Genomic DNA, 23,853 nt, shown 5'->3' with positions numbered 1-23,853 from the left:
TACTCGCACCGGGTAGGCGCGCTGGCGATACCCCGCTGCTTGTGGCGGCGGGAGGGAATAAAGCTAGACGCGATACAGCAGTCTTTCGGCCAAGGCGTCGGCGATTCGCGCGGGCGAGCGCTTGTCCGCCTGGGCATGGGCATAGATCTCGGTCAGTCGCTGGCCGATACGTGAGAGATGTGCGGTGATTGCGGCAAGGCCGGCATTCTTGTGCATCAGCGCCGCGTGGATCAGGCCGCCGGCATTGATCACATAATCGGGGGCATAAAGGATGCCGCGAGCCTCCAGTTGATCGCCCGCCTCCGGGGAGGCGAGCTGGTTGTTCGCCGCACCGGCCACCGCTGCGCAATGCAGGCGCCGCACACTGTTCTCGTCGAGCACACCCCCCAGGCCGCAGGGCGCAAGGATTTCACAGGGTGTCTCGAGCAACGCTGCGCAGGCGACCCCATGGGCGCCGAACTGCTCCTCAGCCAGGCGTACCCGGCCAGGGTCGAGGTCGCTGACGAACAGCTCGGCGCCTGCCGCCGACAGTTGCTCGGCCAGTGCGAAGCCCACATTGCCAAGCCCCTGTATGGCAATGCGCAGTCCCTCCAGATCATCGCTGCCCAGGCGTGCCCAGGCACTGGCGCGAATACCCGCGAGCACGCCCAGCGCCGTATGCCCGGAAGGATCGCCGGCAGCGCTGGTGCTGGTGACGTGGCGGGTGTGCCGGGCGACGCAATCCATATCGACACTGGATGTACCGCTATCGACCGCGGTGACATAGCGACCGGCGAGGGACTCGACCATCCGTCCGAAGGCTTCGAACAACGCCGCGCGATTGGCAACGTGGGGCGGACGCATGATCACCGCCTTGCCGCCACCCAGCTCCAGCCCGGCGAGCGCGGCCTTGTAACTCATGCCACGGGCCAGACGAATGGCATCCTCGATAGCGCTTGGCTCGTCCGCATAGGGTAGATAACGACAGCCACCGAGCGCCGGCCCCAGGCGCGTGTCGTGAATGGCGACGATGGCACGCAGGCCGGTCGCCGGATCGGAAAAAAGATGCAACGCTTCTAGCCTGGCGCTTTCCATCATGACGAACATGCGGACGACCTCGCTGGCCTCTTATTGTATGGCCAGTATAGATCGGGCCCGGCGGCACGCCGGGAGCGGAAAGCTTCAGGACTCTCGATCCATCCTTGCAGCTACCGCCCCTGCACTTTCCACCAGTTGCAGAACTCCTCCAGCGCCGTCCAGATCGGTACGCGCGGTTCGTAGTCGAGATACCGCCGGGCACGAGCGATGTCCAGGGAGAAATCCCGCGCCATCACTGCCACGCCAAGGCGATACAGGGACGGCTCTGGCTGGCCGGGCCACAACCTGCACACGCCTTCATTGAGCAGCGCCGCGCTGTAGGCCGCCGCGTACGGCACATGGCGCCGGACCGGTGGTAACTGCAACTGGCGCAGCACGAAGTTGACCACGTCCCACAGTGGCACAGGCGCGCCGTTGCTGATGTTGTAGGCCTTGCCCAGCGCCAGGTCAGGCGCCAGCAAGCTCGCGAGCAGCGCATCGTTGAGATTCTGCATGCTGGTGAAGTCGACCCTGTTCAGGCCGTCGCCGATGATCGCCAGGCGCTTCTTGCGCTGCATGGCGATCAGCCGCGGGAAGATGCTGGTATCACCTGCGCCGGTGACGAAGCGCGGGCGCAGCGCGATCACCTCCAGGCCGAACTCCTGGGCCTCCAGGGCTTTCTGCTCGGCGATGTACTTGGTCTTGCCATAGTTGTCGGCGATGCGCTTGGGCACCTGCTCTTCGCGTAGCCCGACATGGGACTTGCCGTCGAAATAGATCGACGGCGACGACAGGTGCACCAGGCGTCGCACACCCTGGCCGAGGCAGCCTTCGACGACGTTCTGGGTCAGCACCACGTTGGCCTGGTGAAAATGCGCGTACTTGCCCCATACACCGACCGCGCCGGCACAATGCACCACCGCCTCGACGCCCCGGCACAACTGATGGGCCAGGTTGGGATCGGACAAATCGCCCGGCACGAACTCGGCACCACGATTGGTCAAGTGGCGCACAGCCTCGGGGCGCCGGCCGTTGACCCGCACCTGCAGCCCCTGCTCCAGGGCGAAACGGGCAAAACGTCCGCCAATGAACCCGCTTGCCCCGCTCACCAGAATCTTCATCGTCAGCATTTCCCTTGTTCACTCGCCACCAGCCAGGCGCCAGCGTGACTCAACAGGTGGCCGGTCAGATCATTGAGCAACTCGCCGCCATTGCGCCAGTGATGCCAGTACAGCGGTACATCAACCGAGCGATCGGTCATCAGTTCGCATAGCTGCCCGCCGGCCAGCTCCTCGCGCACTTGCTGCTCCGGCACCAGCCCCCAGCCAAAGCCGGCAACCGCCATCTGCACGAAACCCTCCGAAGACGGGCACAGGTGATAGTCGAAAGCACTGGTCACGCCCATGGCCGCCAGGAAGCGATGCTGTAGAAAATCATCCGGCCCGAACACTACACAGGGCGCCAGCCCCAGACTACGCGCGTCGACCCCGTTGGCGAAATGCCGGGCGATGAACGCCGGACTGGCGACGGCACGGTAGCGCATGGCACCGAGCAGCAACGAGCGAGCCCCGGCCACTGGACGCTCCGCGGCGCAGACGCAGGCCGCCACTTCGCCGGCCCGCATGCGCTTGAGGCCGACTTCCTGGTCTTCCACCACCAGATCGAGCAACAGCCCATGACGCGAGCAGAACTCGCCCGTGACCGGCGCCCACCAGGTCGCCAGGCTGTCGGCATTGAGCACCAGGCGCAGGCGCTCGCGCGCAGCGCCGTCATCGAGCCCGGGCACCTGGCCTTGCACGTCTCGTTCGAGCAGGCGCACCTGTTGCACATGATTGAGCAGGCGCCGGCCGACATCGGTGGCCACTGGAGGGGTGCCCCTGACCAGCACGGGCTGGCCGATGCGCGCCTCAAGCAGCTTGATCCGTTGCGATACCGCTGATTGCGACAGCCCCAGCAACTGCGCGGCGCGTTCGAAACCACCCTGTTCCACCACCGCCGCCAGGGCCGCCAGCAATTTGTAATCGAACATCAATTTTCCTAATGAGAGATCAGCAGGATTCGTTTTTCTTATATAGCGCCTTTTCCCAGAATGACCACCTCGATTCTTCAGGAACAGGGTCATGAGCGAACGCAATCCTTCCTTGTATTCCAGCCTGGGAGCGGCCTGACATGTGGCAGAGCTACGTCAACGGCCTGCTGGTCGCCGCCGGGCTGATCGTCGCTATCGGCGCACAGAATGTCTTCGTCCTGGCTCAGGGCCTGCGCCGCGAGCACCACCTGCCGGTCGCGGCACTCTGCGTGCTGTGCGACGCCTTGCTGGTGGCAGCAGGCGTGTTCGGCCTGGCCACGCTGCTGGCGCACAGCCCGCTACTGCTGGCCATCACCCGCTGGGGCGGAGCGGCATTCCTGCTCTGGTATGGGCTCAAGGCGTTGCTGCGCGCGCTACGCCCACAGGCGCTGGAACAGAATCGCGAACAGGCGCCACGCTCCCTGCGCGCCGTACTGCTGGCCGCGCTGGCGGTCACCTTACTGAATCCCCACGTGTACCTGGACACCGTACTGCTGATCGGTTCCCTAGGCGCCCAGCAGGCGGTGCCAGCCGCCTATGCGGCCGGTGCTGCCTGCGCTTCACTGCTATGGTTCTTCGCCCTGGCGCTGGGCGCAGCCTGGCTGGCGCCGTGGCTGGCGCGCCCCGCGACCTGGCGCCTGCTCGATCTGACGGTCGCCGCGATGATGTTCGCCGTGGCCTTTCAACTCCTGCTGCCGGCACACGCCTGAGGCGACGCCCATCACCGTTGTCCCGATGCCGGCCCAAAAGGCACAGAACAGCGCACCAGACGCCCTTTGCCCACACAGTTGCTGCGTGGATAACGCAGTCGGGCCGGTGCTATGATCCCGACCCTGCGGTAATAAAAGAGTACAAACTCACACCGCTCATCCGGCCGCCCCGTGAACGGCCCCGCGCTTGTCGCGCACCTTTAAGACCTGATGAAAGGAGATTCACCATGGCTTTCGAATTACCGCCGCTGCCTTACGCGAAGAATGCCCTCGAGCCGCACCTGTCCGCCGAGACCCTGGAAATCCACCACGACAAGCACCACAACACCTACGTGGTGAACCTGAACAACCTGGTGCCAGGCACCGAGTTCGAAGGCAAGAGCCTGGAAGAGATCATCAAGACCTCTTCCGGCGGCGTGTTCAACAACGCCGCCCAGGTCTGGAACCACACCTTCTACTGGAACTGCCTGAGCCCGAACGGCGGCGGCCAGCCGACCGGTGCCCTGGCTGACGCGATCAACAGCGCCTTCGGCTCCTTCGACAAGTTCAAGGAAGAGTTCAGCAAGGTTTCCATCGGCACCTTCGGCTCCGGCTGGGGCTGGCTGGTGAAGAAGGCCGACGGTTCCCTGGCCCTGACCAGCACCATCGGCGCCGGTAACCCGCTGACCAGCGGCGATACCCCGCTGCTGACCTGCGACGTCTGGGAGCACGCCTACTACGTCGACTACCGCAACCTGCGTCCGAAATACGTCGAGGCATTCTGGAACCTGGTCAACTGGGACTTCGTGGCCGCGAACTTCGCTGGCTGACAAGCCCTGACGACGCAACGAAGAACCCGGCCACACGCCGGGTTCTTCGTTTATAGCCACGACGTTCACACCCGCGTGTCTCGCCAGCGCATTCCCGGCCCTGGCGGCACCATGCAAATTGTCCTGAAAAATACGTTTTATGGACTGCTGGCCCTTTGACGGCTACCGCGCATTTGCCAATACTCAGCGCTCACAAGCCTTCAGTAGCGAACAAGGAATACGCGCTTGAAGCTGGAATTGAAAAACAGCCTGTCGCTCAAATTGCTTCGTGTCGTACTGCTCTCTGCACTGGTCGTCGGTGTGGTGTTGAGTTGCGCGCAGATCGTCTTCGACGTTTACAAGACCCGCCAGGCAGTGGCCAGCGATGCCCAGCGCATCCTCGGCATGTTCCGCGACCCGTCGACCCAGGCGGTATACAGCCTCGACCGCGAAATGGGCCTGCAAGTCATCGAAGGCCTGTTCCAGCATGAGGCGGTGCGCAAGGCATCCATCGGCCATCCTGACGAACCCATGCTCGCCGAACGCTCGCGCGACCTACAGGATTCACCGCTGCGCTGGATCACCGACCCGCTGCTGGAAAAGGAACAGACCTTCAGTACCCGCCTGGTCGGCAAAGGCACCTACAGCGAGTACTACGGCGACCTGAGCATCACCCTGGATACGGCCACCTACGGTTCGGCGTTCCTCACCAGCTCGGTGATCATCTTCATTTCCGGCGTATTGCGGGCGCTGGCCATGGGCCTGGTGCTGTATTCGGTCTATCACTGGCTGTTGACCAAGCCGCTGTCGCAGATCATCGAGCACCTGAGCCGGATCAATCCGGACCGTCCCAGCGAGCACAAGCTGCCAATGCTCAAGGGCCACGAGAAGAACGAGCTGGGCATCTGGGTCAACACCGCCAACGGCTTGCTTGCCTCCATCGAACGCAATACCCAGCTACGTCGCGAAGCCGAGAACAGCCTGTTGCGCATGTCGCAATACGACTTCCTCACCGGCCTGCCCAATCGCCTGGAGCTGCAGCAGCAACTGGACCAGATCCTTGACGAGGCCGGGCGCCTGCAACGTCGCGTTGCCGTACTGTGCCTGGGTCTCGACGACTTCAAGGGCATCAACGAACAGTTCAGCTATCAGACCGGTGACCAGTTGCTGCTCGCCCTGTCCGATCGCCTGCGCACCCACAGTGGCAAGCTCAGCGCCCTTGCTCGCCTCGGCGGCGACCAATTTGCCCTGGTCCAGGCCGACATCGAACAACCCTACGAAGCTGCCGAGCTGGCACAAAGCATACTCGACAGCCTGGATACCGCCTTTGCCCTGAAAGAACATCAGGTTCGCCTGCGCGCCACCATCGGCATCACCCTGTTCCCCGAAGACGGCGACACCACCGAGAAGCTGCTGCAGAAAGCCGAGCAGACCATGACCCTGGCCAAGAGCCGCTCGCGCAACCGCTACCAGTTCTACATCGCCAGCGTCGACAGCGAAATGCGTCGCCGTCGCGAGTTGGAGAAAGAGCTGCGTGAAGCACTCAGCCGCAACGAGCTCAGCCTGGTCTACCAGCCCCAGGTCGATTACCGCGACCACCGGGTGAGCGGTGTCGAAGCCCTGCTGCGCTGGCAGCATCCGCAATACGGCATGGTCTCGCCGGATCTGTTCATTCCACTGGCCGAGCAGAACGGCAGCATCATCGCCATTGGCGAGTGGGTGCTCGACCAGGCCTGCCGCCAGTTGCGCGAATGGCACGACCAGGGCTTCAGCGACCTGCGCATGGCGGTGAACCTGTCGACGGTGCAACTGCACCACACCGAACTGCCGCGCATGGTCAGCAACCTGCTGCAGGTCTATCGCCTGCCCGCCCGCAGCCTGGAACTGGAAGTGACCGAAACCGGCCTGATGGAAGACATCACCACCGCTGCCCAGCACCTGCTCAGCCTGCGCCGCGCCGGCGCGCTGATCGCGATCGACGACTTCGGCACCGGCTACTCCTCGCTCAGCTACCTGAAGAGCCTGCCGCTGGACAAAATCAAGGTCGACCGCAGCTTCGTCCAGGACGTGCTGGAAGACGAAGACGACGCGACCATCGTCCGCGCCATCATCCAGCTCGGCAAAAGCCTGGGCATGCTGGTCATCGCCGAGGGCGTAGAAACCCTCGAACAGGAAAGCTACATCATCGCCCAGGGCTGCAACGAAGGTCAGGGCTACCTCTACAGCAAGCCGCTGCCCGCCCGTGAAGTCACCCTCTACCTGAAACAGGCTCGTCGACTGAGCAAAGCCAGTACGACGCACTGAGCTGAAAGCGTAAGATCAGAACCGGGACATGCTTCCCATCGCGCGCGTTACGACCAGGCTCAGGGCCCATGTCGTTGGGGCTGGAGTGTTGATTTTGAACAGGCCGCTTTGGGGCAAGAGCGGACGTTCCACGAACACCCGGTCCACACTCAATCGTCATTCCCGCGAAGGCGGGACAGCGGCTCCATCGCTGGACAGCGCTTGCGCTGGCCCGAAGGGGAACAATCCAAATGCACTGAGTCTTCTGGGTTCCCGCCTTCGCGGGAATGACGGAGGGATAACGAACGTCCGCAGTTGCCTCGATACAGCCATTCAGGCTGAAACCTCGACGGTGCCATGCGGTGATCGGATGGGCCAGGCGACATTTGCCTCAGCCCTCCACGATAGACGTCAGGCCGCTTTTCTCAGCAGGTAGAAGCCCGCTATCGCGCAGATCAACGCGGGTACGGTTACCGCCAGCAACGGCGAGAAACCGAACACCAGGCTCGAAGGGCCGAGCAACTCCTGGCCAATACGGAAAATGAACCCTACCAGTACACCGGTAAAGATACGCTGTCCAAGGGTAACCGAACGCAACGGGCCGAAGATGAAGGAAATCGCCATCAGCACCAGGGCTGCGGTGACCAGCGGCTGCAGGACCTTGGTCCAGAAGGCCAGCCAGTAGCTGCGATTGTTCAGCCCCTGGTCGCCCAGATAATGGATATAGCTCCACAAGCCCGTCACCGATAGCGACTCCGGCTCCATTACCAGGGTGCCGAGCAGTTGAGGCGCCAGTTGCACGTCCCAATTCACACGGGCCTCATTGACCACTTCGGTATGGTCGCCCTTGAGTTGGGTGGTGGTCACACCCTCAAGCAACCAGCGGTCGCCCTGGTAGGAGGCTTTCTTGGCAAAGCTCGAAGCCTGCAGATGACGCTGATCGTCGAACTGTTGGCGAGTCACGCCGTACAGAACGCCATTGGGCTGGACCGAGTTGATGTGCACGAACTCCTGGCCCTGGCGGTGCCACATGCCATGTTTGGAACTCTGGGCCACACCACCACCTTGGGCCAGCGAGCGACCGGCCTGGGCCTGGTTCTCGCTCCACGGCGCCAGGTACTCGCCGATCAGGATACCGACCACCATCAGCACCAGCATGGGCTTCATCACCGCCCAGACGATACGCCCGACTGAGATTCCGGCCGCCCGCATGATGGTCAGCTCACTGCTACTGGCCAGGCTGCCAAGGCCGATCAGACAGCCGATCAAAGCCGCCATCGGCAGCATGTCGTAGATCCGCCGGGGCGCGGTGTAGAGCACGTAGATCAGCGCATCGAGCGTGCCGTAGGAGCCGCTGAGGTCGCCCAATTCGTCGATGAAGGCGAACAGCAGGGCCAGCCCGGAGATGACACCGAGCACGGCAAGGATGGCCATGAACACACTGGCGCCGATGTAACGATCAAGCCTGGACATGAGCCACCCCTTTGATTGCGCGGCGACTTGCCAGCTTGAGTTTCAACGGTTCCCACAGGAACAGACCGAGGCCGACCAGCAGGAACAGCAGGTGTACCCACCACATGCCGAGGCTCGGCGGCAGCTTGCCCTTGTCCAACTGGCCGCGAATCGCGATCAATACGCCCAGATAGGCCATGTACAGCAGGATCGCTGGCAGCAACTTGAGGAAACGTCCCTGGCGCGGATTGACCCTGGCCAGCGGCACTGCCATCAGGGTCACGATGAACACCAGCAGCGGAATCGAGAAGCGCCACTGCAGCTCGGCCTGGTGCCGGGCATCCTTACTGGCGAACAGTTCGCGGGTGGGAATCGCCTCGCGCTCGCTGACCTCGACCGCCGCACTGGGCTTGGGCAGCAGGATGCCGTAGGTCTCGTACTGGATCGCGCGGTAGTCGGCCTGGCCCGGGTTGCCGTCATAGCGATAGCCATTCTCCAGGATCAGGTAACGGCTGCCGTCGGGCTTGATTTGCTGATGCCCCTTCTCCGCCACCAGCACGGTGATGGCGGGCTCTTTCTTGCTCTTGCCGTCGGCGCCGCTGCGCTCGCGCTTCTCGGAAATGAACACGCCTGCAAGCTCGGCGCGGTCCGCCGACAGTTTCTCGGTATAGGTGACCCGCGAGCCATTCTTCATCGACTGGAAACGCCCGGGCTCCAGGGTATCGAACTCGCTCAGGGTGTCCTGCTGGTTGAGAATCCGGCCGACCTGGGTCACCCCCTGGGGCGCCAGGCTCAGGCTCAGCCAAGCCACCAGCAGTGCGACCAGAGCGGCTGGCGCCATGGTGTAGGCGAGCAGGCGGCGGTTGCTCATGCCGGTGGCGGTGAGCACGGTCATCTCGCTGTCCAGGTACAGACGTCCGTACGCCAGCAGGATGCCGAGGAACAACCCCAGCGGCAGGATCAGTTGCAGGAAGCCGGGCATCCGGTAGCCCATGATCAGGAACAGCACGCTCGGATCGAGCAGCCCCTGCGCCGCTTGCGCCAGGTACTTGATGAAGCGACCGCTCATGATGATCACCAGCAATACGGCACTTACCGCGCTCATGGTGATCAACAGCTCGCGGGATAGATAACGGAACAGGATCAAACCAGACACTCCAGGGTTGTCAGGCTCAGGCGGCTACGCTCAAACTAGCCGGCCACTGGCCGGACCCGCACATCGGCAGGCCCACGAAAAAATAGCGGGCATTATCCGTTAAACCCGACTCTTTGTCTTGGGGACAGCTCACCATGGAATTCCTCGTAAAAAGCATTCGTCCAGAAACCCAGAAGACCGCCACCCTGGTGATCCCGGTCGGTGAAGGGCGCAAGCTCGGCAACATCGCCCAGGCCGTCGACAAGGCCAGCGCTGGCGCCATCAGCGCCGTGCTCAAGCGCGGCGACCTGACCGGCAAGCCGGGCCAGACCCTGTTGCTGCACAGCGTGCCGGGCCTCAAGGCCGAGCGCGTGCTGCTGGTCGGCAGCGGCCAGGGAGAGCTATCGGACCGTCAATTTCGCAAACTGGTTGCATCGGCCCATGGCGTATTGAAAAGCCTGGCCGGCGGCGACGCGCTGATCGCCCTGGGCGAGCTGGCCGTGAAGGGCCGCGATGCCTACGGCAAGGCGCGCCTGCTGGTGGAAACCCTGGCCGATGGCGCCTACGTGTTCGATCGGTTCAAGAGCAAGAAAGCCGAACCCAAGGCCCTGAAGAAGATCACCCTGGTCGTCGACAAGGCTGAAGTGGCCGAGGTCGAGCGCGCCAGCCTGCACGCCCGCGCCATCGTCGCCGGCACCACCTTCACCAAGGACCTCGGCAACCTGCCGCCCAACCTGTGCAACCCGGTCTACCTGGCCGAGCAGGCCAAGGCCCTGGGCAAGGCGCACAAGAACCTCAAGGTCGACATCCTCGACGAGAAGAAGCTCAAGGAGCTGGGCGCGGGTGCCTTCCTCGCCGTCGCCCAGGGCAGCGAGCAACCGCCGCGCATGATCGTCATGCAGTACAACGGCGGCAAGAAAGGCGAGCAGCCCTACGCCCTGGTCGGCAAGGGCATCACCTTCGACACCGGCGGCATCAGCATCAAGCCTGCTGCCGCCATGGACGAAATGAAGTACGACATGGGCGGAGCCGCCAGCGTGTTCGGCACCCTGCGCGCGGTACTCGAACTGCAACTGCCGATCAACCTGGTCTGCCTGCTGGCCTGTGCCGAGAACATGCCGAGCGGCAGCGCGACGCGTCCGGGCGACATCGTCACGACCATGAGCGGCCAGACCGTGGAAATCCTCAACACCGACGCCGAGGGCCGCCTGGTGCTGTGCGACACCCTGACCTACGCCGAACGCTTCAAGCCACAAACGGTGATCGACATCGCCACCCTGACCGGCGCCTGCATCGTCGCCCTGGGCAGCAATGCCTCCGGCCTGCTGGGCAACGACGACGACCTGATCCAGGACGTACTCAAGGCCGGCCAGTTCGCCGACGACCGCGCCTGGCAACTGCCGCTGTTCGACGAATACCAGGAGCAGCTTGACAGTCCATTTGCCGACATTGCCAACATCGGTGGCCCCAAGGCCGGCACCATCACCGCGGCGTGCTTCCTCTCGCGCTTCGCCAAGAGCTTCAAGTGGGCACACCTGGACGTGGCCGGCACCGCCTGGATCAGCGGTGGCAAGGATAAAGGCGCCACCGGTCGCCCGGTTCCGCTGCTGACCCAATACCTGCTGGATCGGGTCAAGTGACGCGAGTCGAGTTCTACGTTCTCTCCACCAGCAACACGGCAGACCGCCAGCGCGCGGCCTGCCAGTTGGCGTTGAAGGCCTGGCGCGCCGGCATGCAGGTTTTCCTGCGCGGCGCGGACAGTGCCCAGTGCGAGACACTGGATGATCTGCTGTGGACGTTCAAGGGCGATGCCTTCGTACCCCACGACCTGCATGCCAGCGATCCGCTGGCACCGGTGGTGATAGGCCTGGACGAGCAGCCTGAAGCCGACAACGGCCTGTTGATCAACCTGCATCCGGCGCTGTCACCGCACCTCGGAAAGTTCACTCGGATCATCGAGATCGTCAACCAGGAACCCGAACTGCTGGCCCTGTGCCGGGAGAATTTCCGGCTCTATCGGCAGAAGGGCTATGATCCCAAGCGGGTCGAGTTGTAACCCTGTCGTTCGTCCCTTCATGCATCCGCCTTTCTCGCCGGCCGCCCGGTGAACCGCAAACAGGCTTCTGAACCCATGGACACCCCCAAACCGACGAAACCCGGCCACCTGCTGGACGACCTCGAAACCATTCGCCAATTGCTGGAGAACGACGGCCTGGAGCCGCCATTGCTGACCGAGCAGTTGGATGACGACGTTCAGATCCCGCTGCTCGATGACGTCATCGAGCCCGGGCCGTCCGCACCCAATCCACCTGCTCCGCTTCCGGCGCCGCCTGCCGCCAGCACTCCAGCGCCCGTTCGCCCTGCGCCACCGGCCCAGGCAGCGACGCCCGACATCAGCGAATCGTTGCAGCGCAGCCTGAATGCCCAGGGCGTCGGCGAACTGCGTCGCCTCGATGGCGAACTGCGGTCTGCTGCGCAACTGATCCTGCAGGATGTGATCGACGATTTCGTGCCGCAGATCGAAGCCGAGCTGCGCCGCCGTCTCGATGCCCGGCTGGATCGCCTGATCGCCCAACGGCGTAATTAATATCCAGTAAAGCGCTGGTGGTGTACGTATTCAGGACGCCACCGCCTGTTGCGCCACTACTGGCTCCGGCGACCTTTCTTGCGCCTTGAGAATCAGGCTAGCGGCCTTCTCCGCGATCATCACTGTGGGTGAACAGGTGTTGCCGGAAACGATGGTCGGCATGATCGAGGCATCGGCGACACGCAGCCCCGGGACGCCCTGAACACACAGTTCGTCGTCGACCACCGCCAACGCATCCCGGCCCATGCGGCAGGTGCCGACCGGATGGAAGATGGTCGTACCGATACGCGAAGCCGCCTCGTGCAATTCCTCTTCACTCTGCAGCGACGGTCCCGGCAAGTATTCTTCAGGCCCGAAGGCGCGCAGCGCCGGAGCACAGACGATGCGCCGGGTCAGGCGGATGGCATCAGCGGCGACCCGCAGGTCCTCCGGGTCAGACAGGTAATTGGGGTCGATGAGCGGCGCCTCGCGCGGATCATGGGAACGGATAGCCACCTGCCCACGGCTGCGAGGTCGTAGATCACACACCGAGGCGGTGAACGCGGGAAAGCTGTGCAGCGGCTCGCCGAAACGGTCCAGCGACAAGGGTTGGACGTGATACTCCAGGTTGGCGGTGGCCTGCTCCGGCCCCGAGCGGGCGAAAGCACCGAGTTGGCTGGGCGCCATCGACAGCGGCCCGCCACGGTTATAGAGGTACTGCATGCCCATGGCCATCTTGCCCCACAGGCTGCCGGCGATCTGGTTGAGCGTGCGGGTACCGTTGATCTTGTAGATCAGGCGCAGTTGCAGATGGTCCTGCAGGTTGGCGCCGACCCCCGCCAGTTCGTGACGCACGCCGATGCCCAGGCGCTGCAACAATGCACGAGGGCCGATGCCCGAACGCTGCAGGATGCTCGGCGAACCGATGGCGCCAGCACAGAGGATGATTTCGCGGCGGGCGCGGAACTGCCGCTCGGCATCTTGCCAGCGCGCACTGACCGCCACCGCTCGGCCCTGCGCCAGCAACACCTTGTCCACTTCCACGCCGGTCAACACCGTGAGGTTGCTGCGCTTTCGTGCCGGACGGAGAAACGCCTTGGAGGCATTCCAGCGAATGCCCGCACGCTGGTTGACCTGGAAATAGCCACAGCCCTCGTTATCGCCGCCGTTGAAATCATCCACGGCAGCGATACCGTTCTGTGCCGCGGCCTCACGGAAGGCATCGAGGATTTCCCAGGACAGCCGCTGGCGCTCGACCCGCCACTCGCCCTTGCCACCATGCAAGGCGCTCTCACCGTCGAAATGATTCTCGCACTGACGGAACAACGGCAGCACGTCGCGCCAGCCCCAGCCCCGATTACCAGCAGCGGCCCAGCGATCATAGTCGGCTGCCTGGCCGCGCATGTAGATCATGCCGTTGATCGATGAACAGCCGCCCAGCACCCGGCCGCGCGGGTAGCTCAGCGCGCGACCACCCAGGCCATCCTGTTGCTCGGTCTTGAAACACCAGTCGGTGCGCGGATTGCCAATGCAGAACAGGTAGCCAACGGGAATATGAATCCAGGGATAGTTGTCGTTGCCGCCAGCTTCCAACAGCAGCACGCGGTGCCGTGGATTGGCGGACAGGCGGTTCGCCAGCAAGCAACCGGCAGGACCGGCACCGACGACCACGTAATCGTATTCAAGGCTTTCGGGCAGCATGGAATACCTCGTCTGTATTTATCGTTCTTGTTGGTTTCGATCCTATTGGTTAGTTTTCGAATGACAAACAGTTGTTTTCACCCACCCGCTGTGCGTTTTTGAACAACCCATGGAGTGACAGCCGTGTTCGACTGGAACGATCTGCGCTACTTCCTCGAGCTGCAGCGCAGTGGCCGCCTGCTCACCGCGGCCAAACGCCTGAACACCAGCCACGCCACCGTGGCCCGCCACATCCAGGCTATCGAACGACAACTCGGCAGCGCGCTGTTCATCCAGCATGCCCAGGGCTACGACCTCACCCCGGCCGGCCAGGCCCTGCTCAAACATGCCCAAGCCATGGAAGAAGTCGCCCTGCTCGCGCAGGAGGAACTGACCCAGTCGCGCACGCCGCTGGGCAAGGTGCGCCTGGGCGTGACCGAAGGGCTCGGGGTAATGTTCCTCGCCTCGCGCCTGGGCGAGCTGTTCGAACGCCATCCTGGCCTGGAAGTCGAGCTGGTGGCAGTGCCTCGCTTCGTCGGCATCCTCAATCACGAGGCGGAAATCAGCATTCACCTGGAGCGGCCCAACGCCGATCTGCTGGTCACCCGCAAGCTCAGCGACTACCGCCTGGCGCTGTATGCCACCGAGCAGTACCTGGAAAAAGCGCCACCACTGCGTGACCGAGATGACCTCGCCAATCACGCCTGGATCGGCTACGTCGACGACCTGCTGTTCAGCCAGGAGCTGATGTTCCTCGACAGCTTCTGTCGCAATCCCACTGTGATCCTGCGCAGCACCAGCGTGATCGCCCAACACCAGGCCGCGCGCTCCGGCCTGGGCATCGCCGTGCTGCCCCGCTACATCGGCGACAACGACCCGAACCTGCGCTGCCTGCTACCGGACCTGGCGATCCAGCGCAGCTACTGGCTGTGCACGCGGCGTGAGCTGCACCGTTCGGTGCGTCTGCGAGTGGTCTGGGATTATCTCGTCGAGCTTTGCGAGCGTGAGCAAGAGGTACTGTTAGGCGCCTGATCCCGCATGACGACTTTGTTATACTCGCCCGCTTTTCCGCTCAGTTGCCTATAGGGTCCCGCCGCACTCATGGACAAGACCTACCAGCCCCACGCCATCGAAACGCCTCTGTACGAGAACTGGGAGGCGAAGGGTTACTTCGCCCCGCAAGGTTCCGGCGAACCCTACACCATCATGATCCCGCCGCCGAACGTGACCGGCAGCCTGCACATGGGCCACGGCTTCAACAACGCGATCATGGACGCGCTGATTCGTTTCCGCCGCATGCAGGGTCGCAACACCCTGTGGCAACCCGGTACCGACCACGCCGGTATCGCCACCCAGATGGTGGTTGAGCGCCAGCTCGCCGCCCAGGGCATCGACCGTCACGACCTAGGCCGCGAAAAATTCCTGGAAAAGGTCTGGGAGTGGAAGAACGAATCCGGCGGCACCATCACCCGCCAGATCCGTCGCCTCGGCTCCTCGGTGGACTGGTCGCGCGAGCGCTTCACCATGGACGACGGCCTGTCCGAAGCGGTCAAGGAAGCCTTCGTGCGCCTGCATGAAGACGGCCTGATCTACCGCGGCAAGCGCCTGGTCAACTGGGACACCAAGTTCCACACCGCGATCTCCGACCTCGAAGTGGAAAACCACGACGAGAAAGGCCACCTGTGGAACCTACGCTACCCGCTGGCGGATGGCGAGAAGACCGCCGAAGGCCAGAGCTACCTGATCGTCGCCACCACCCGCCCGGAAACCGCCCTCGGTGACGCCGCCGTCGCCGTGCACCCGGACGACGAGCGCTACAAGAAGCTGATCGGCAAGTACGTCGAGCTGCCCCTGGTAGGCCGCCGCATCCCGATCATCGCCGACGACTATTGCGATCCTGAATTCGGCACCGGCTGCGTGAAGATCACCCCGGCCCACGACTTCAACGACTACGAAGTCGGCAAGCGCCACAACCTGCCGCTGATCAACATCTTCGACAAGGACGCCGCCGTCCTGCCGGGCGCGCAGATCTTCAACATCGATGGCAGCGTCAACGCCCTGATCGACTCCGGCCTGCCGGCCGAATACGCCGGGCTGGACCGCTTCGAGGCGCGCAAACGCATCGTCGCCGCCTTCGAGCAACTGGGCCTGCTGGAAAAGATCGAAGACCACGCGCTGAAAGTGCCGAAGGGTGACCGTTCCGGCACCATCATCGAGCCGTGGCTGACCGATCAATGGTACGTCTCCACCAAACCGCTGGCCGAGAAAGCCATCGCCGTGGTCGAGAGTGGTGAAATCCAGTTCGTGCCCAAGCAGTACGAGAACATGTATTTCAGTTGGATGCGCGACATCCAGGACTGGTGCATCAGCCGCCAACTGTGGTGGGGCCATCGCATTCCGGCGTGGTACGACCAGGCCGGCAACGTCTTCGTCGGCCGCGACGAGGCGGAAGTACGCGAGAAGTACGATCTCGGCGACCGCGCCCTGCGTCAGGACGATGACGTGCTCGACACCTGGTTCAGCTCCGGCCTGTGGACGTTCTCCACCCTCGGCTGGCCCGAGCAGACCGACTTCCTCAAGACCTTCCACCCCACCGACGTGCTGGTCACCGGCTTCGACATCATCTTCTTCTGGGTCGCCCGGATGATCATGATGTCCACCCACCTGACCGGGCAAATCCCGTTCAAGACCGTCTACGTCCACGGCCTGGTGCGCGACGGCCAGGGCCAGAAGATGTCGAAGTCCAAGGGCAACGTCCTTGACCCACTGGACATCGTCGATGGCATCGACCTGGAAACCCTGCTGGCCAAACGCACCAGCGGCATGATGCAGCCCAAGCTGGCCGAGAAGATCGCCAAGCAGACCAAGGCCGAGTTCCCCGAAGGCATCGCCAGCTACGGCACCGACGCCCTGCGCTTCACCTTCTGCTCGCTGGCCACCACAGGCCGCGACGTGAAGTTCGACATGGGCCGCGTCGAGGGCTACCGCAATTTCTGCAACAAGCTGTGGAACGCCGCCAACTTCGTCATCGAGAACACCGATGGCAAGGACACCGGCGTCAACGGTGAAGAGGCGGCCGGCGCTCCGGTGGAACTGTCCGCTGCCGACCGCTGGATCATCAGCCGCCTGCAACGCGCCGAAAGCGACGTCACCCGACACCTCGACACCTTCCGCTTCGACCTGGCGACCCAGGCGCTGTACGAGTTCGTCTGGGACGAGTACTGCTCCTGGTACCTGGAACTGGTCAAGCCGGTGCTGTGGGACGAAAACGCCCCGGCCGAGCGCCTGCGCGGCACCCGCCGCACCCTGGTTCGCGTGCTGGAGGTGATCCTGCGCCTGGCCCATCCGTTCATGCCGTTCATCACCGAGGAAATCTGGCAGCGCATCAAGGCGCAGGCCGGTGTCAGCGGTGACACGCTGATGCTGCAACCCTGGCCGGTGGCCAACGAGAGCCGCATCGACGCGAGCGCCGAAGGTGACATCGAGTGGGTCAAGACGCTGATGCTCGGCGTGCGGCAGATCCGTGGCGAGATGAAGATTTCCATGGCCAAGCGCATCGACGTGGTCCTGGCCAACGCCAATGCCGAAGACCTGCGCCGCCTGACCGAGAACGCGCCGCTGCTGAACAAGCTGGCCAAGTTCGAATCGGTGCGCATCCTCGCCGACGGCGAAGAAGCACCGATGTCCGCGACCACCCTGGTCGGCGACATGCAGGTGCTGGTGCCGATGGCCGGCCTGATCGACAAGGACGCCGAACTGGCGCGCCTGGACAAGGAAATCCAGCGCCTGGATGGCGAGGTCAAGCGGGTCGGCGGCAAGCTGGCCAACGAAGGCTTCGTCGCCAAGGCGCCAGCCGAAGTGCTGGACAAGGAACGCGCCAAGCTGGCCGAAGCCGAACAGGCCCTGGCCAAGCTGGTCGAGCAGCGCGGCAAGATCGCCAGCCTGTAACAAGAAGAGGCCCGCCCAGCGCGGGCCTTTTTCATGCAGTCACGGATGAGCGTGCCGCGCAGCCTGCGCAACCTCGCCGAGGTGAATATCCACCTGATACCCGCCCCGCCAGGCGCGGCAGTTCTACTCCGCCGCCATCGCACTTCGAGCCCGCATCGTTCCGCGCTACACTCCGCCAACCCGAAGCGCAACGGCCGAAGGAACGTGCCGGCGTTGAAACAGGACAAGGAATGAGCCGATGAATATCGACGACCTGGAACTGCACGAATCCGCAGATCGCGAGTGCAAACTGGCCGCAGGCGCGGATGGCAAGGGCCGCCTGCCCGAAGACTTCTGGAGCACCTACAGCGCTTTCGCCAATACCCACGGCGGGTTGGTCTTGCTGGGTATCAAGGAACGTAACGGGCGCCGGGAAATACACGGGGTGGAAAAACCCGAGCGTATCCTCAAGGCCCTGTTCGACACCCTGAACAACCGGCAGAAAGTCAGTGCCAACCTGCTTGAGGATCGACACGTACGCTGCGTGCCGACCGCCGAAGGCACGATCATCCGTATCGAAGTGCCGGCAGCCTCACGCAAACAGAAACCGGTCTACCTGAACGGCAATCCGTTCGGAAATACCTACCGACGCCTGCACGAAGGTGACCGTCGCTGCGATGACGAGACGGTCAAGCGCATGCTCGCCGAGCAGGTCGAAGAAAGCCGCGACGTGCGCATTCTTTCCGGCTTCGGCCTGGACGAACTGAACATGACGAGCCTGCATGCGTACCGAAGCATGCTCGCCAGCCACCGGCGCGATCATCCCTGGCTGGCACTCGACGACCTGGCCTTCCTCAAGGCCATCGGCGGCTGGCGGCGCGAGCGCGAAACCGATGCTCAAGGCCTGACCGTGGCGGGGCTGTTGATGTTCGGCAACTGGCCGGCGCTGCAGGAGGCCCTGCCCTACTACTTCCTCGACTATCGCGAACAGGGCGAGGAAGACACCCAGACCCGCTGGCTGGACCGCCTGGTGCCAGATGGCAGTTGGTCAGGCAACCTGTTCGATTTCTATCGCAGGGTCGTGGGCAGGCTGGTCGCCGACCTGAAGGTTCCCTTCGCCCTGAAGGGGCAAGTGCGCCAGGACGAAACGTTGCTTCACCAATCCCTGCGTGAAGCATTGGTGAACACCCTCGTACATGCCGACTACTCGGATCATGCCTCTATCCTGATCGTCAAACGTGACGACGGCTTCCTTTTCCGCAACCCCGGCCTGATGCGCGTACAAGCCAACCTGGCCCTGCAGGGCGGTGAAAGCGACTGTCGCAATCGCACGCTGCACCAGATGTTCCTGCTGATCGGCCTGGGCGAGCGCGCGGGCTCTGGATTGCCGAAGATTCGCCAGGGCTGGGACAGCATCGGCGGGCAGTTGCTGCTGGTCGACGATCTTGAACCCTATGAGCAGACCCGACTGGAGTTGCTCTGGCCCAGTACGGCTTCACCGATTGCTTCACCGATTGCTTCACCGATTGCTTCACCGATTGCTTCACCGATTGCTTCACCGATTGCTTCACCGATCAACACCGCTGCGATCAGTGCGACCATCCTGCAACGACTCAAGGCGGAGCCCAATCTCTCCACCCGTGCACTCGGTGAGCAACTCGGGGTGTCCAAGCGCACCATCCTTACCTACATCGACAAGCTCAAGTCCACTGGAGCGTTGCGCCGTATCGGCAATCCCCGCAGTGGCCACTGGGAAGTGGTCGATGGGGAAAACGCCTGAGCTACAGGTCGCCACTTTTTCACGGAATCCCCCATGGACGTCAGCAAGACCAAGACCAGTTTCTATCGTCGCCTCTACGTCGCCTGGCTGATCGACAGCGGCGCGGCCACCAGCGTGCCAGCCCTGCTGGAAGCCACCGGCATGCCCCGGCGTACCGCTCAAGACACGCTCACGGCCCTTGGCGAACTGGATATCGAGTGCGAGTTCGTCCAGGAGGGCGGCGCACGCAACAACGCGGGCCACTACACCATCCGCGACTGGGGCCCGATTGATCGCTCCTGGGTCGCGGCCCACCAGGACAGGATCAAGACACTGCTGGGTTATCCCTGAGACATTGGCGTCGGCTGGCCAATGGAGACGATATGAATCCCCAACTGCTTCTGGTCCTCGCCCTGCTATTCGGCACGGTCGCCCTGTTCGCTCTCAACAAACCGCGCATGGATGCCGTCGGCCTGCTGGTGCTGGTTGCCCTGCCACTGTCTGGAGTCATCGACATCCAGCAGGCCCTGTCCGGTTTCGGCGATGCCAACGTGGTGCTGATCGCGGCGCTGTTCGTGATTGGCGACGGCCTGGTACGCACCGGGATCGCCTATCGCCTGGGTGACTGGCTGGCGGCTCGTGCCGGCAACAGCGAAGTACGCCTGATCACTCTGCTGATGCTGGCCGTGGCCGGCCTCGGTTCAGTGATGAGTTCCACCGGCGTGGTCGCGATCTTCATTCCGGTAGTGATCAGCGTTGCCGCGCGCCTGCGCCTGTCGCCCACCCGGCTGATGATGCCGCTGGCCTTCGCCGGCTTGATCAGCGGCATGCTGACCCTGGTCGCGACGCCACCCAATCTGGTGGTCCATGCCGAACTGCTGCGCGCTGGCCTGCAAGGTTTTGGCTTCTTCAGCCCGACCATGATCGGTCTGCCGGTGCTGATTCTCGGCATTGGCTACATGCTCCTCGTGCGCCACTGGTTGCAGCGTGACGACGACTCGACGAGCGGCACAGCGGCACGCCCGACCCTCGCCGATCTGTCACGCAATTACCGGCTCGGTGAACGCGAGCGACGCTTGCAGGTAAAAGCCGGTTCATCGCTGGCCAGCCAGGTTCTCGACGAACTGGCACTGCGCCGCCAGCACGGCATCAATGTGATTGCCGTAGAGCGCCAGCAGCAGTTTCGCTCGTTGCTGCTGATGGCGACCGGCAGCACCCAGTTGCAAGTCGGCGACGTGCTCCTGGTGGACCTGGCCAGCCCCGCGATTGGCCTGCTCGGCATTTATGAGGAACTAGGCCTCGAACCGTTGCAGTTGAACGCCTCGTACTACTCGCGCCACTCACACCAGTTGGGCCTGGCCGAAGTGGTGCTGCCACCGGAATCGCACTTGGCTGGCAAGACCGTTCAAGAGATCGCCTTCCGTAGCCGCCATCGCCTCAACCTGGTCGGCCTGCGCCGCCAGGGTCGGGCCATCGAAGGCGTACTGGTCGACGAAACCCTGCGCGCAGCCGACAGCATGCTGGTGGCTGGCGAATGGAAATACATTCACCGCCTGCAACAACAGACTCGCGACTTCCTGGTACTCGGCCTGCCAGTGGAAGTGGACGAGATCGCACCCGCCATTCGCAAGGCGCCTTACGCGTTACTCAGCGTGGCGGTGATGATCGGCCTGATGATCAGCGGCGTGGTCCCCAATGTACTGGCCGCCTTGATTGCCTGCCTGCTGATGGGCGCATTCCGCTGCATCGACCTGGATAGCGCCTACCGCTCCATCCACTGGCCGACCCTGATCCTGATCGCCGGCATGCTGCCGTTCGCCCAGGCATTGCAACAGACCGGCGGTGTCGATCTGGCGGTGCATGGCTTAGTGGCATTGCTGGGCGACGCGGGTCCGCACGCAATCCTCGCCTGCCTGTTCGTGCTCACCGCAGTGATCGGCCTGTTCGTGTCCAATACCGCAACCGCCGTGCTCATGGCCCCGGTCGCCATCGCGACCGCCCAAAGCCTCGGCATGTCGCCTCTGCCCTTCGCCATGACTGTCGCCCTCGCCGCTTCGGCAGCGTTCATGACCCCGGTGTCCTCGCCGGTGAACACGCTGGTGATGACGCCAGGCCGCTATCGTTTCGGTGACTTCGTGCGGGTTGGCGTGCCCTTCACCGTGCTGGTGATGCTGGTCAGCGTATTGCTGATTCCATGGTGCTTTCCCTTCTGAGAACCTGCTCACGATCTCGGGTTAGCTCTTTTGGCCGCTTTGAGGCAGGAGCGGACGTTCGTACGGTGAGCATTATTACGCGGTGTGTTTAGCCGTCATTCCCGCGAAGGCGGGAACCCAGAAGCGCTTTTTATTTGGGTTCCCGCCTTCGCGGGAATGACGGAAGAACGAACGTCCGCAATTGCCTCGAAGTAGCCATTCGAAAAAGCTCGAAAAGATCGTGAACAGGTTCTGAGCGTTCTTTTCAAAAACCTGTACAAACTAAAAATCCTGTACAACTTTCCCATCCCGTGCTTTCTTGTACAAGAACGATCTTCTTGTACAAGTATTCGCGGAGGTGGTCATGGGCGTTCCTCTCAAGCTGGGTATCAGTGCCTGCCTGCTCGGTGAACCCGTGCGCTTCAACGGCGGGCACAAGGAATCGCGCCTGTGCAGCCATACGCTGAGCGAGCACTTTCAACTGGTGCCGGTGTGCCCTGAAGTCGCCATTGGTTTGGGCACGCCACGCGAAGCCATTCGCCTGGTCGGCGCCCCCGAAGCACCGCGCGCGGTCGGCACGCGTAACCCGGACTGCGACGTCAGCGATGCGCTGCTCGGCTATGGCGCGCTGATGGCGAACAAGATGAATGACCTGTGTGGCTATATCTTCATGCAGAAGTCACCGTCCTGCGGCCTGCATCGAGTCAAGGTCTACCAGGCCAATGGCTATCCGGCCGACGCTGGCAGTCGCGGCCTGTATGCCAGAGCCTTCTGCGAACATCGCCCGGATCTGCCGGTAGAAGAGGAAGGCCGCCTCAACGACCCCGTGTTGCGCGAGAACTTCCTCGCTCGCGTCTATGCCTACGCCGACTGGCAACAGGTACTGGCCAACGGGCTCACCCGAGCGGCCCTGACCGACTTCCACGCTCGCCATAAATACCAGCTGCTGGCCCACCATCCCGAGCAATACAAAGCACTTGGCCGCCAGCTCGGCGACCTTGGCGAACACGATCTCCAGGCATTCGCCCCGCGTTACTTCAGCCAGCTGATGCGGGCCTTGAGCAAATGCGCCACACGTGGCACCCACAGCAACGTGCTGCAGCACCTGGCCGGTTACCTGAAGCGGGTGATCGGCCGGGAGGAAAAGCACGAGCTTGGCCTGCTGATCGAACAATATCGAAGCGGAATAGTGCCGCTGGTGGTGCCCATCACCCTGCTCAAGCACTACTTCCGCCGCCACCCGGACCGCTATATCGCCGAGCAGGTTTACCTGCAGCCGCATCCGGAAACTCTCAGCCTGCGGAATTCCATCTGATGAGCCTCGATTACCAAGACGCGATCGCACAGGGCTACCTGCCGATTCGTGAAGTCGCCCGAACCACCGGGATCAACCCCGTCACCCTGCGCGCCTGGGAGCGTCGCTATGGCTTGGTGGTGCCCTACCGCACGCCGAAAGGCCACCGCCTGTACTCGCCGGAACACGTACAGCGCATCCAGGCGATTCTCAGTTGGCTCGACCGTGGCGTCGCAGTGAGCCAGGTACGCGATCTGCTCGAAGAGCGCGCGCCGCAAACACAACCACGCAACGAAGACGGCGACTGGCAGCAGCGGCGCGACAGCCTGCTGCAGTGCATCGCCCAGCAGGCCGAGCGCGCCCTCGAAGAGGCCTTCAACCGCCTGACCTCGCTCTACCCGCCGCGCACCTTGTGTGAACACTTGCTGTTGCCACTGCTCGACGAACTGGACCAGCGCTGGCGCCAGCAGGCTCTGGGCCTGCAACTGGAGCAAGCGTTCTTCCACACCTGGCTGCGCAGCAAGCTCGGGGCGCGTATCCAGCACGCCAGGCGCCAGGCCAGCGGCGCGCCTCTGCTGTTGGTCGGTATCGGCTCGCGGTCGATGGAAGCCGGGCTGTGGCTGAGCGCCTGGCTGACCACCAGCGCCGAATGCCCGGTGCAGGTGATCGAGGGGCCGCTGTCAGCCAGCGAGCTGGCCGTGGCGCAGGAACACCTCGCCCCGCGCGCACTGGTGCTCTACGCCAGCCAGCAACTGGAGGATCGCTACATCCAGCGCGACCTGCCGCAATTGCTGCGAGCCGACCAGGCGCCGCTGATTCTCGCCGGCCCGGCCAGCCATATCCACCAGCAGGCCTTGCAGGAATTGACGGGGCTGCACCGGGCCAACGACCCACTCGCCCTCCAGTTGCGCTTGCAGGAACTGGGTCTGTTCAGCGAATGAAG

General features: G+C 63.3%; 19 protein-coding genes. 13 read left to right on the top strand and 6 right to left on the bottom strand.

Going from position 1 to position 23,853, the window contains the following annotated elements; genetic code table 11:
- Positions 1 to 63: 63 nt before the first annotated feature.
- The 3 genes from ACSZPK_RS24055 to ACSZPK_RS24045 form a co-directional block, all read right to left on the bottom strand.
- Positions 64 to 1,086 (bottom strand): Leu/Phe/Val dehydrogenase, encoded by a 1,023-nt coding sequence (locus tag ACSZPK_RS24055; RefSeq protein WP_437884122.1) that lies wholly within the window; start codon positions 1,084 to 1,086, stop codon positions 64 to 66.
- Between the two features lie 101 nt (positions 1,087 to 1,187).
- The gene (locus ACSZPK_RS24050; protein ID WP_437884121.1) at positions 1,188 to 2,177 is read right to left on the bottom strand and encodes an NAD-dependent epimerase/dehydratase family protein; all 990 of its coding nucleotides are present in this window, start codon (positions 2,175 to 2,177) and stop codon (positions 1,188 to 1,190) included.
- Between the two features lie 2 nt (positions 2,178 to 2,179).
- On the bottom strand, positions 2,180 to 3,085 hold the full coding sequence (locus ACSZPK_RS24045; protein ID WP_437884120.1) for a LysR family transcriptional regulator ArgP: 906 nt from the start codon (positions 3,083 to 3,085) through the stop codon (positions 2,180 to 2,182).
- A 140-nt stretch (positions 3,086 to 3,225) separates the two neighbouring features.
- Here ACSZPK_RS24045 and ACSZPK_RS24040 point away from each other — a divergent pair, with 140 nt between their 5' ends.
- The 3 genes from ACSZPK_RS24040 (at position 3,226) to ACSZPK_RS24030 (ending at position 6,926) form a co-directional block, all read left to right on the top strand.
- Entirely contained in the window at positions 3,226 to 3,834 is a 609-nt protein-coding gene (locus ACSZPK_RS24040) for a LysE/ArgO family amino acid transporter (RefSeq protein WP_437884119.1), read from the top strand.
- A 227-nt stretch (positions 3,835 to 4,061) separates the two neighbouring features.
- Complete coding sequence (locus ACSZPK_RS24035) at positions 4,062 to 4,643, top strand: superoxide dismutase (protein ID WP_437884118.1); 582 nt, start codon at positions 4,062 to 4,064, stop codon at positions 4,641 to 4,643.
- A gap of 225 nt (positions 4,644 to 4,868) precedes the next feature.
- Entirely contained in the window at positions 4,869 to 6,926 is a 2,058-nt protein-coding gene (locus ACSZPK_RS24030) for a putative bifunctional diguanylate cyclase/phosphodiesterase (RefSeq protein ID WP_437884116.1), read from the top strand.
- 390 nt (positions 6,927 to 7,316) lie between these two features.
- On the opposite strand, the gene lptG is transcribed toward ACSZPK_RS24030, so the two are convergent.
- On the bottom strand, positions 7,317 to 8,378 hold the full coding sequence (lptG, locus tag ACSZPK_RS24025; protein ID WP_437884115.1) for an LPS export ABC transporter permease LptG: 1,062 nt from the start codon (positions 8,376 to 8,378) through the stop codon (positions 7,317 to 7,319).
- Entirely contained in the window at positions 8,365 to 9,504 is a 1,140-nt protein-coding gene (gene lptF / locus ACSZPK_RS24020) for an LPS export ABC transporter permease LptF (RefSeq protein WP_437884114.1), read from the bottom strand. Before lptF ends, lptG begins: the two co-directional genes overlap by 14 nt.
- 143 nt (positions 9,505 to 9,647) lie before the next feature.
- On the opposite strand from lptF, the gene ACSZPK_RS24015 reads away from it, so the two are divergent.
- The 3 genes from ACSZPK_RS24015 to ACSZPK_RS24005 all read left to right on the top strand — a co-directional run bounded on the left by ACSZPK_RS24015 (position 9,648) and on the right by ACSZPK_RS24005 (position 12,079).
- Complete coding sequence (locus ACSZPK_RS24015; protein ID WP_437884112.1) at positions 9,648 to 11,132, top strand: leucyl aminopeptidase; 1,485 nt, start codon at positions 9,648 to 9,650, stop codon at positions 11,130 to 11,132.
- The gene (locus ACSZPK_RS24010) at positions 11,129 to 11,548 is read left to right on the top strand and encodes a DNA polymerase III subunit chi (RefSeq protein WP_437884111.1); all 420 of its coding nucleotides are present in this window, start codon (positions 11,129 to 11,131) and stop codon (positions 11,546 to 11,548) included. The genes ACSZPK_RS24015 and ACSZPK_RS24010 overlap by 4 nt, the downstream gene beginning before the upstream one ends.
- Positions 11,549 to 11,623: 75 nt before the next feature.
- Positions 11,624 to 12,079, top strand: coding sequence for a DNA polymerase III subunit chi (locus ACSZPK_RS24005; RefSeq protein WP_437884110.1), 456 nt, complete (start codon positions 11,624 to 11,626; stop codon positions 12,077 to 12,079).
- Between the two features lie 30 nt (positions 12,080 to 12,109).
- Here ACSZPK_RS24005 and ACSZPK_RS24000 read toward each other — a convergent pair whose 3' ends face one another.
- On the bottom strand, positions 12,110 to 13,759 hold the full coding sequence (locus tag ACSZPK_RS24000) for a GMC family oxidoreductase (protein ID WP_437884109.1): 1,650 nt from the start codon (positions 13,757 to 13,759) through the stop codon (positions 12,110 to 12,112).
- A gap of 123 nt (positions 13,760 to 13,882) precedes the next feature.
- Here ACSZPK_RS24000 and ACSZPK_RS23995 point away from each other — a divergent pair, with 123 nt between their 5' ends.
- The 7 genes from ACSZPK_RS23995 to ACSZPK_RS23965 all read left to right on the top strand — a co-directional run bounded on the left by ACSZPK_RS23995 (position 13,883) and on the right by ACSZPK_RS23965 (position 23,851).
- The gene (locus ACSZPK_RS23995) at positions 13,883 to 14,770 is read left to right on the top strand and encodes a LysR family transcriptional regulator (protein WP_437884107.1); all 888 of its coding nucleotides are present in this window, start codon (positions 13,883 to 13,885) and stop codon (positions 14,768 to 14,770) included.
- Between the two features lie 69 nt (positions 14,771 to 14,839).
- Positions 14,840 to 17,686 (top strand): valine--tRNA ligase, encoded by a 2,847-nt coding sequence (locus ACSZPK_RS23990; protein ID WP_437884106.1) that lies wholly within the window; start codon positions 14,840 to 14,842, stop codon positions 17,684 to 17,686.
- 238 nt (positions 17,687 to 17,924) lie between these two features.
- Complete coding sequence (locus ACSZPK_RS23985) at positions 17,925 to 19,445, top strand: RNA-binding domain-containing protein (protein ID WP_437884104.1); 1,521 nt, start codon at positions 17,925 to 17,927, stop codon at positions 19,443 to 19,445.
- 33 nt (positions 19,446 to 19,478) lie between these two features.
- A complete protein-coding gene (locus ACSZPK_RS23980) occupies positions 19,479 to 19,775 on the top strand; it encodes a winged helix-turn-helix domain-containing protein (protein WP_437884102.1) in 297 nt (98 codons plus the stop codon).
- Positions 19,776 to 19,807: 32 nt separating this feature from the next.
- Positions 19,808 to 21,637 (top strand): SLC13 family permease, encoded by a 1,830-nt coding sequence (locus tag ACSZPK_RS23975; protein ID WP_437884101.1) that lies wholly within the window; start codon positions 19,808 to 19,810, stop codon positions 21,635 to 21,637.
- Between the two features lie 343 nt (positions 21,638 to 21,980).
- Positions 21,981 to 22,931, top strand: a complete 951-nt coding sequence (locus ACSZPK_RS23970) for a YbgA family protein (RefSeq protein WP_437884100.1) — start codon at positions 21,981 to 21,983, stop codon at positions 22,929 to 22,931.
- Entirely contained in the window at positions 22,931 to 23,851 is a 921-nt protein-coding gene (locus tag ACSZPK_RS23965) for a MerR family transcriptional regulator (protein WP_437884099.1), read from the top strand. The genes ACSZPK_RS23970 and ACSZPK_RS23965 overlap by 1 nt, the downstream gene beginning before the upstream one ends.
- Positions 23,852 to 23,853 lie beyond the last annotated feature (2 nt).

The sequence above is a fragment of the Pseudomonas sp. LRF_L74 genome (assembly GCF_965644255.1).
In the GTDB taxonomy this organism is placed as follows: domain Bacteria; phylum Pseudomonadota; class Gammaproteobacteria; order Pseudomonadales; family Pseudomonadaceae; genus Aquipseudomonas.
This window is presented reverse-complemented; position numbering and strand designations above follow the sequence as displayed.

Coding starts and splice junctions, on each gene's coding strand:
- ACSZPK_RS24055 (WP_437884122.1), bottom strand. CDS start 1,086: ATGTTCGTCATGATGGAAAGCGCCAGGCTAGAAGCGTTGCATCTTTTT.
- ACSZPK_RS24050 (WP_437884121.1), bottom strand. CDS start 2,177: ATGAAGATTCTGGTGAGCGGGGCAAGCGGGTTCATTGGCGGACGTTTT.
- ACSZPK_RS24045 (WP_437884120.1), bottom strand. CDS start 3,085: ATGTTCGATTACAAATTGCTGGCGGCCCTGGCGGCGGTGGTGGAACAG.
- ACSZPK_RS24040 (WP_437884119.1), top strand. CDS start 3,226: ATGTGGCAGAGCTACGTCAACGGCCTGCTGGTCGCCGCCGGGCTGATC.
- ACSZPK_RS24035 (WP_437884118.1), top strand. CDS start 4,062: ATGGCTTTCGAATTACCGCCGCTGCCTTACGCGAAGAATGCCCTCGAG.
- lptG (WP_437884115.1), bottom strand. CDS start 8,378: ATGTCCAGGCTTGATCGTTACATCGGCGCCAGTGTGTTCATGGCCATC.
- ACSZPK_RS24015 (WP_437884112.1), top strand. CDS start 9,648: ATGGAATTCCTCGTAAAAAGCATTCGTCCAGAAACCCAGAAGACCGCC.
- ACSZPK_RS24005 (WP_437884110.1), top strand. CDS start 11,624: ATGGACACCCCCAAACCGACGAAACCCGGCCACCTGCTGGACGACCTC.
- ACSZPK_RS24000 (WP_437884109.1), bottom strand. CDS start 13,759: ATGCTGCCCGAAAGCCTTGAATACGATTACGTGGTCGTCGGTGCCGGT.
- ACSZPK_RS23990 (WP_437884106.1), top strand. CDS start 14,840: ATGGACAAGACCTACCAGCCCCACGCCATCGAAACGCCTCTGTACGAG.
- ACSZPK_RS23985 (WP_437884104.1), top strand. CDS start 17,925: ATGAATATCGACGACCTGGAACTGCACGAATCCGCAGATCGCGAGTGC.
- ACSZPK_RS23980 (WP_437884102.1), top strand. CDS start 19,479: ATGGACGTCAGCAAGACCAAGACCAGTTTCTATCGTCGCCTCTACGTC.
- ACSZPK_RS23975 (WP_437884101.1), top strand. CDS start 19,808: ATGAATCCCCAACTGCTTCTGGTCCTCGCCCTGCTATTCGGCACGGTC.
- ACSZPK_RS23970 (WP_437884100.1), top strand. CDS start 21,981: ATGGGCGTTCCTCTCAAGCTGGGTATCAGTGCCTGCCTGCTCGGTGAA.
- ACSZPK_RS23965 (WP_437884099.1), top strand. CDS start 22,931: ATGAGCCTCGATTACCAAGACGCGATCGCACAGGGCTACCTGCCGATT.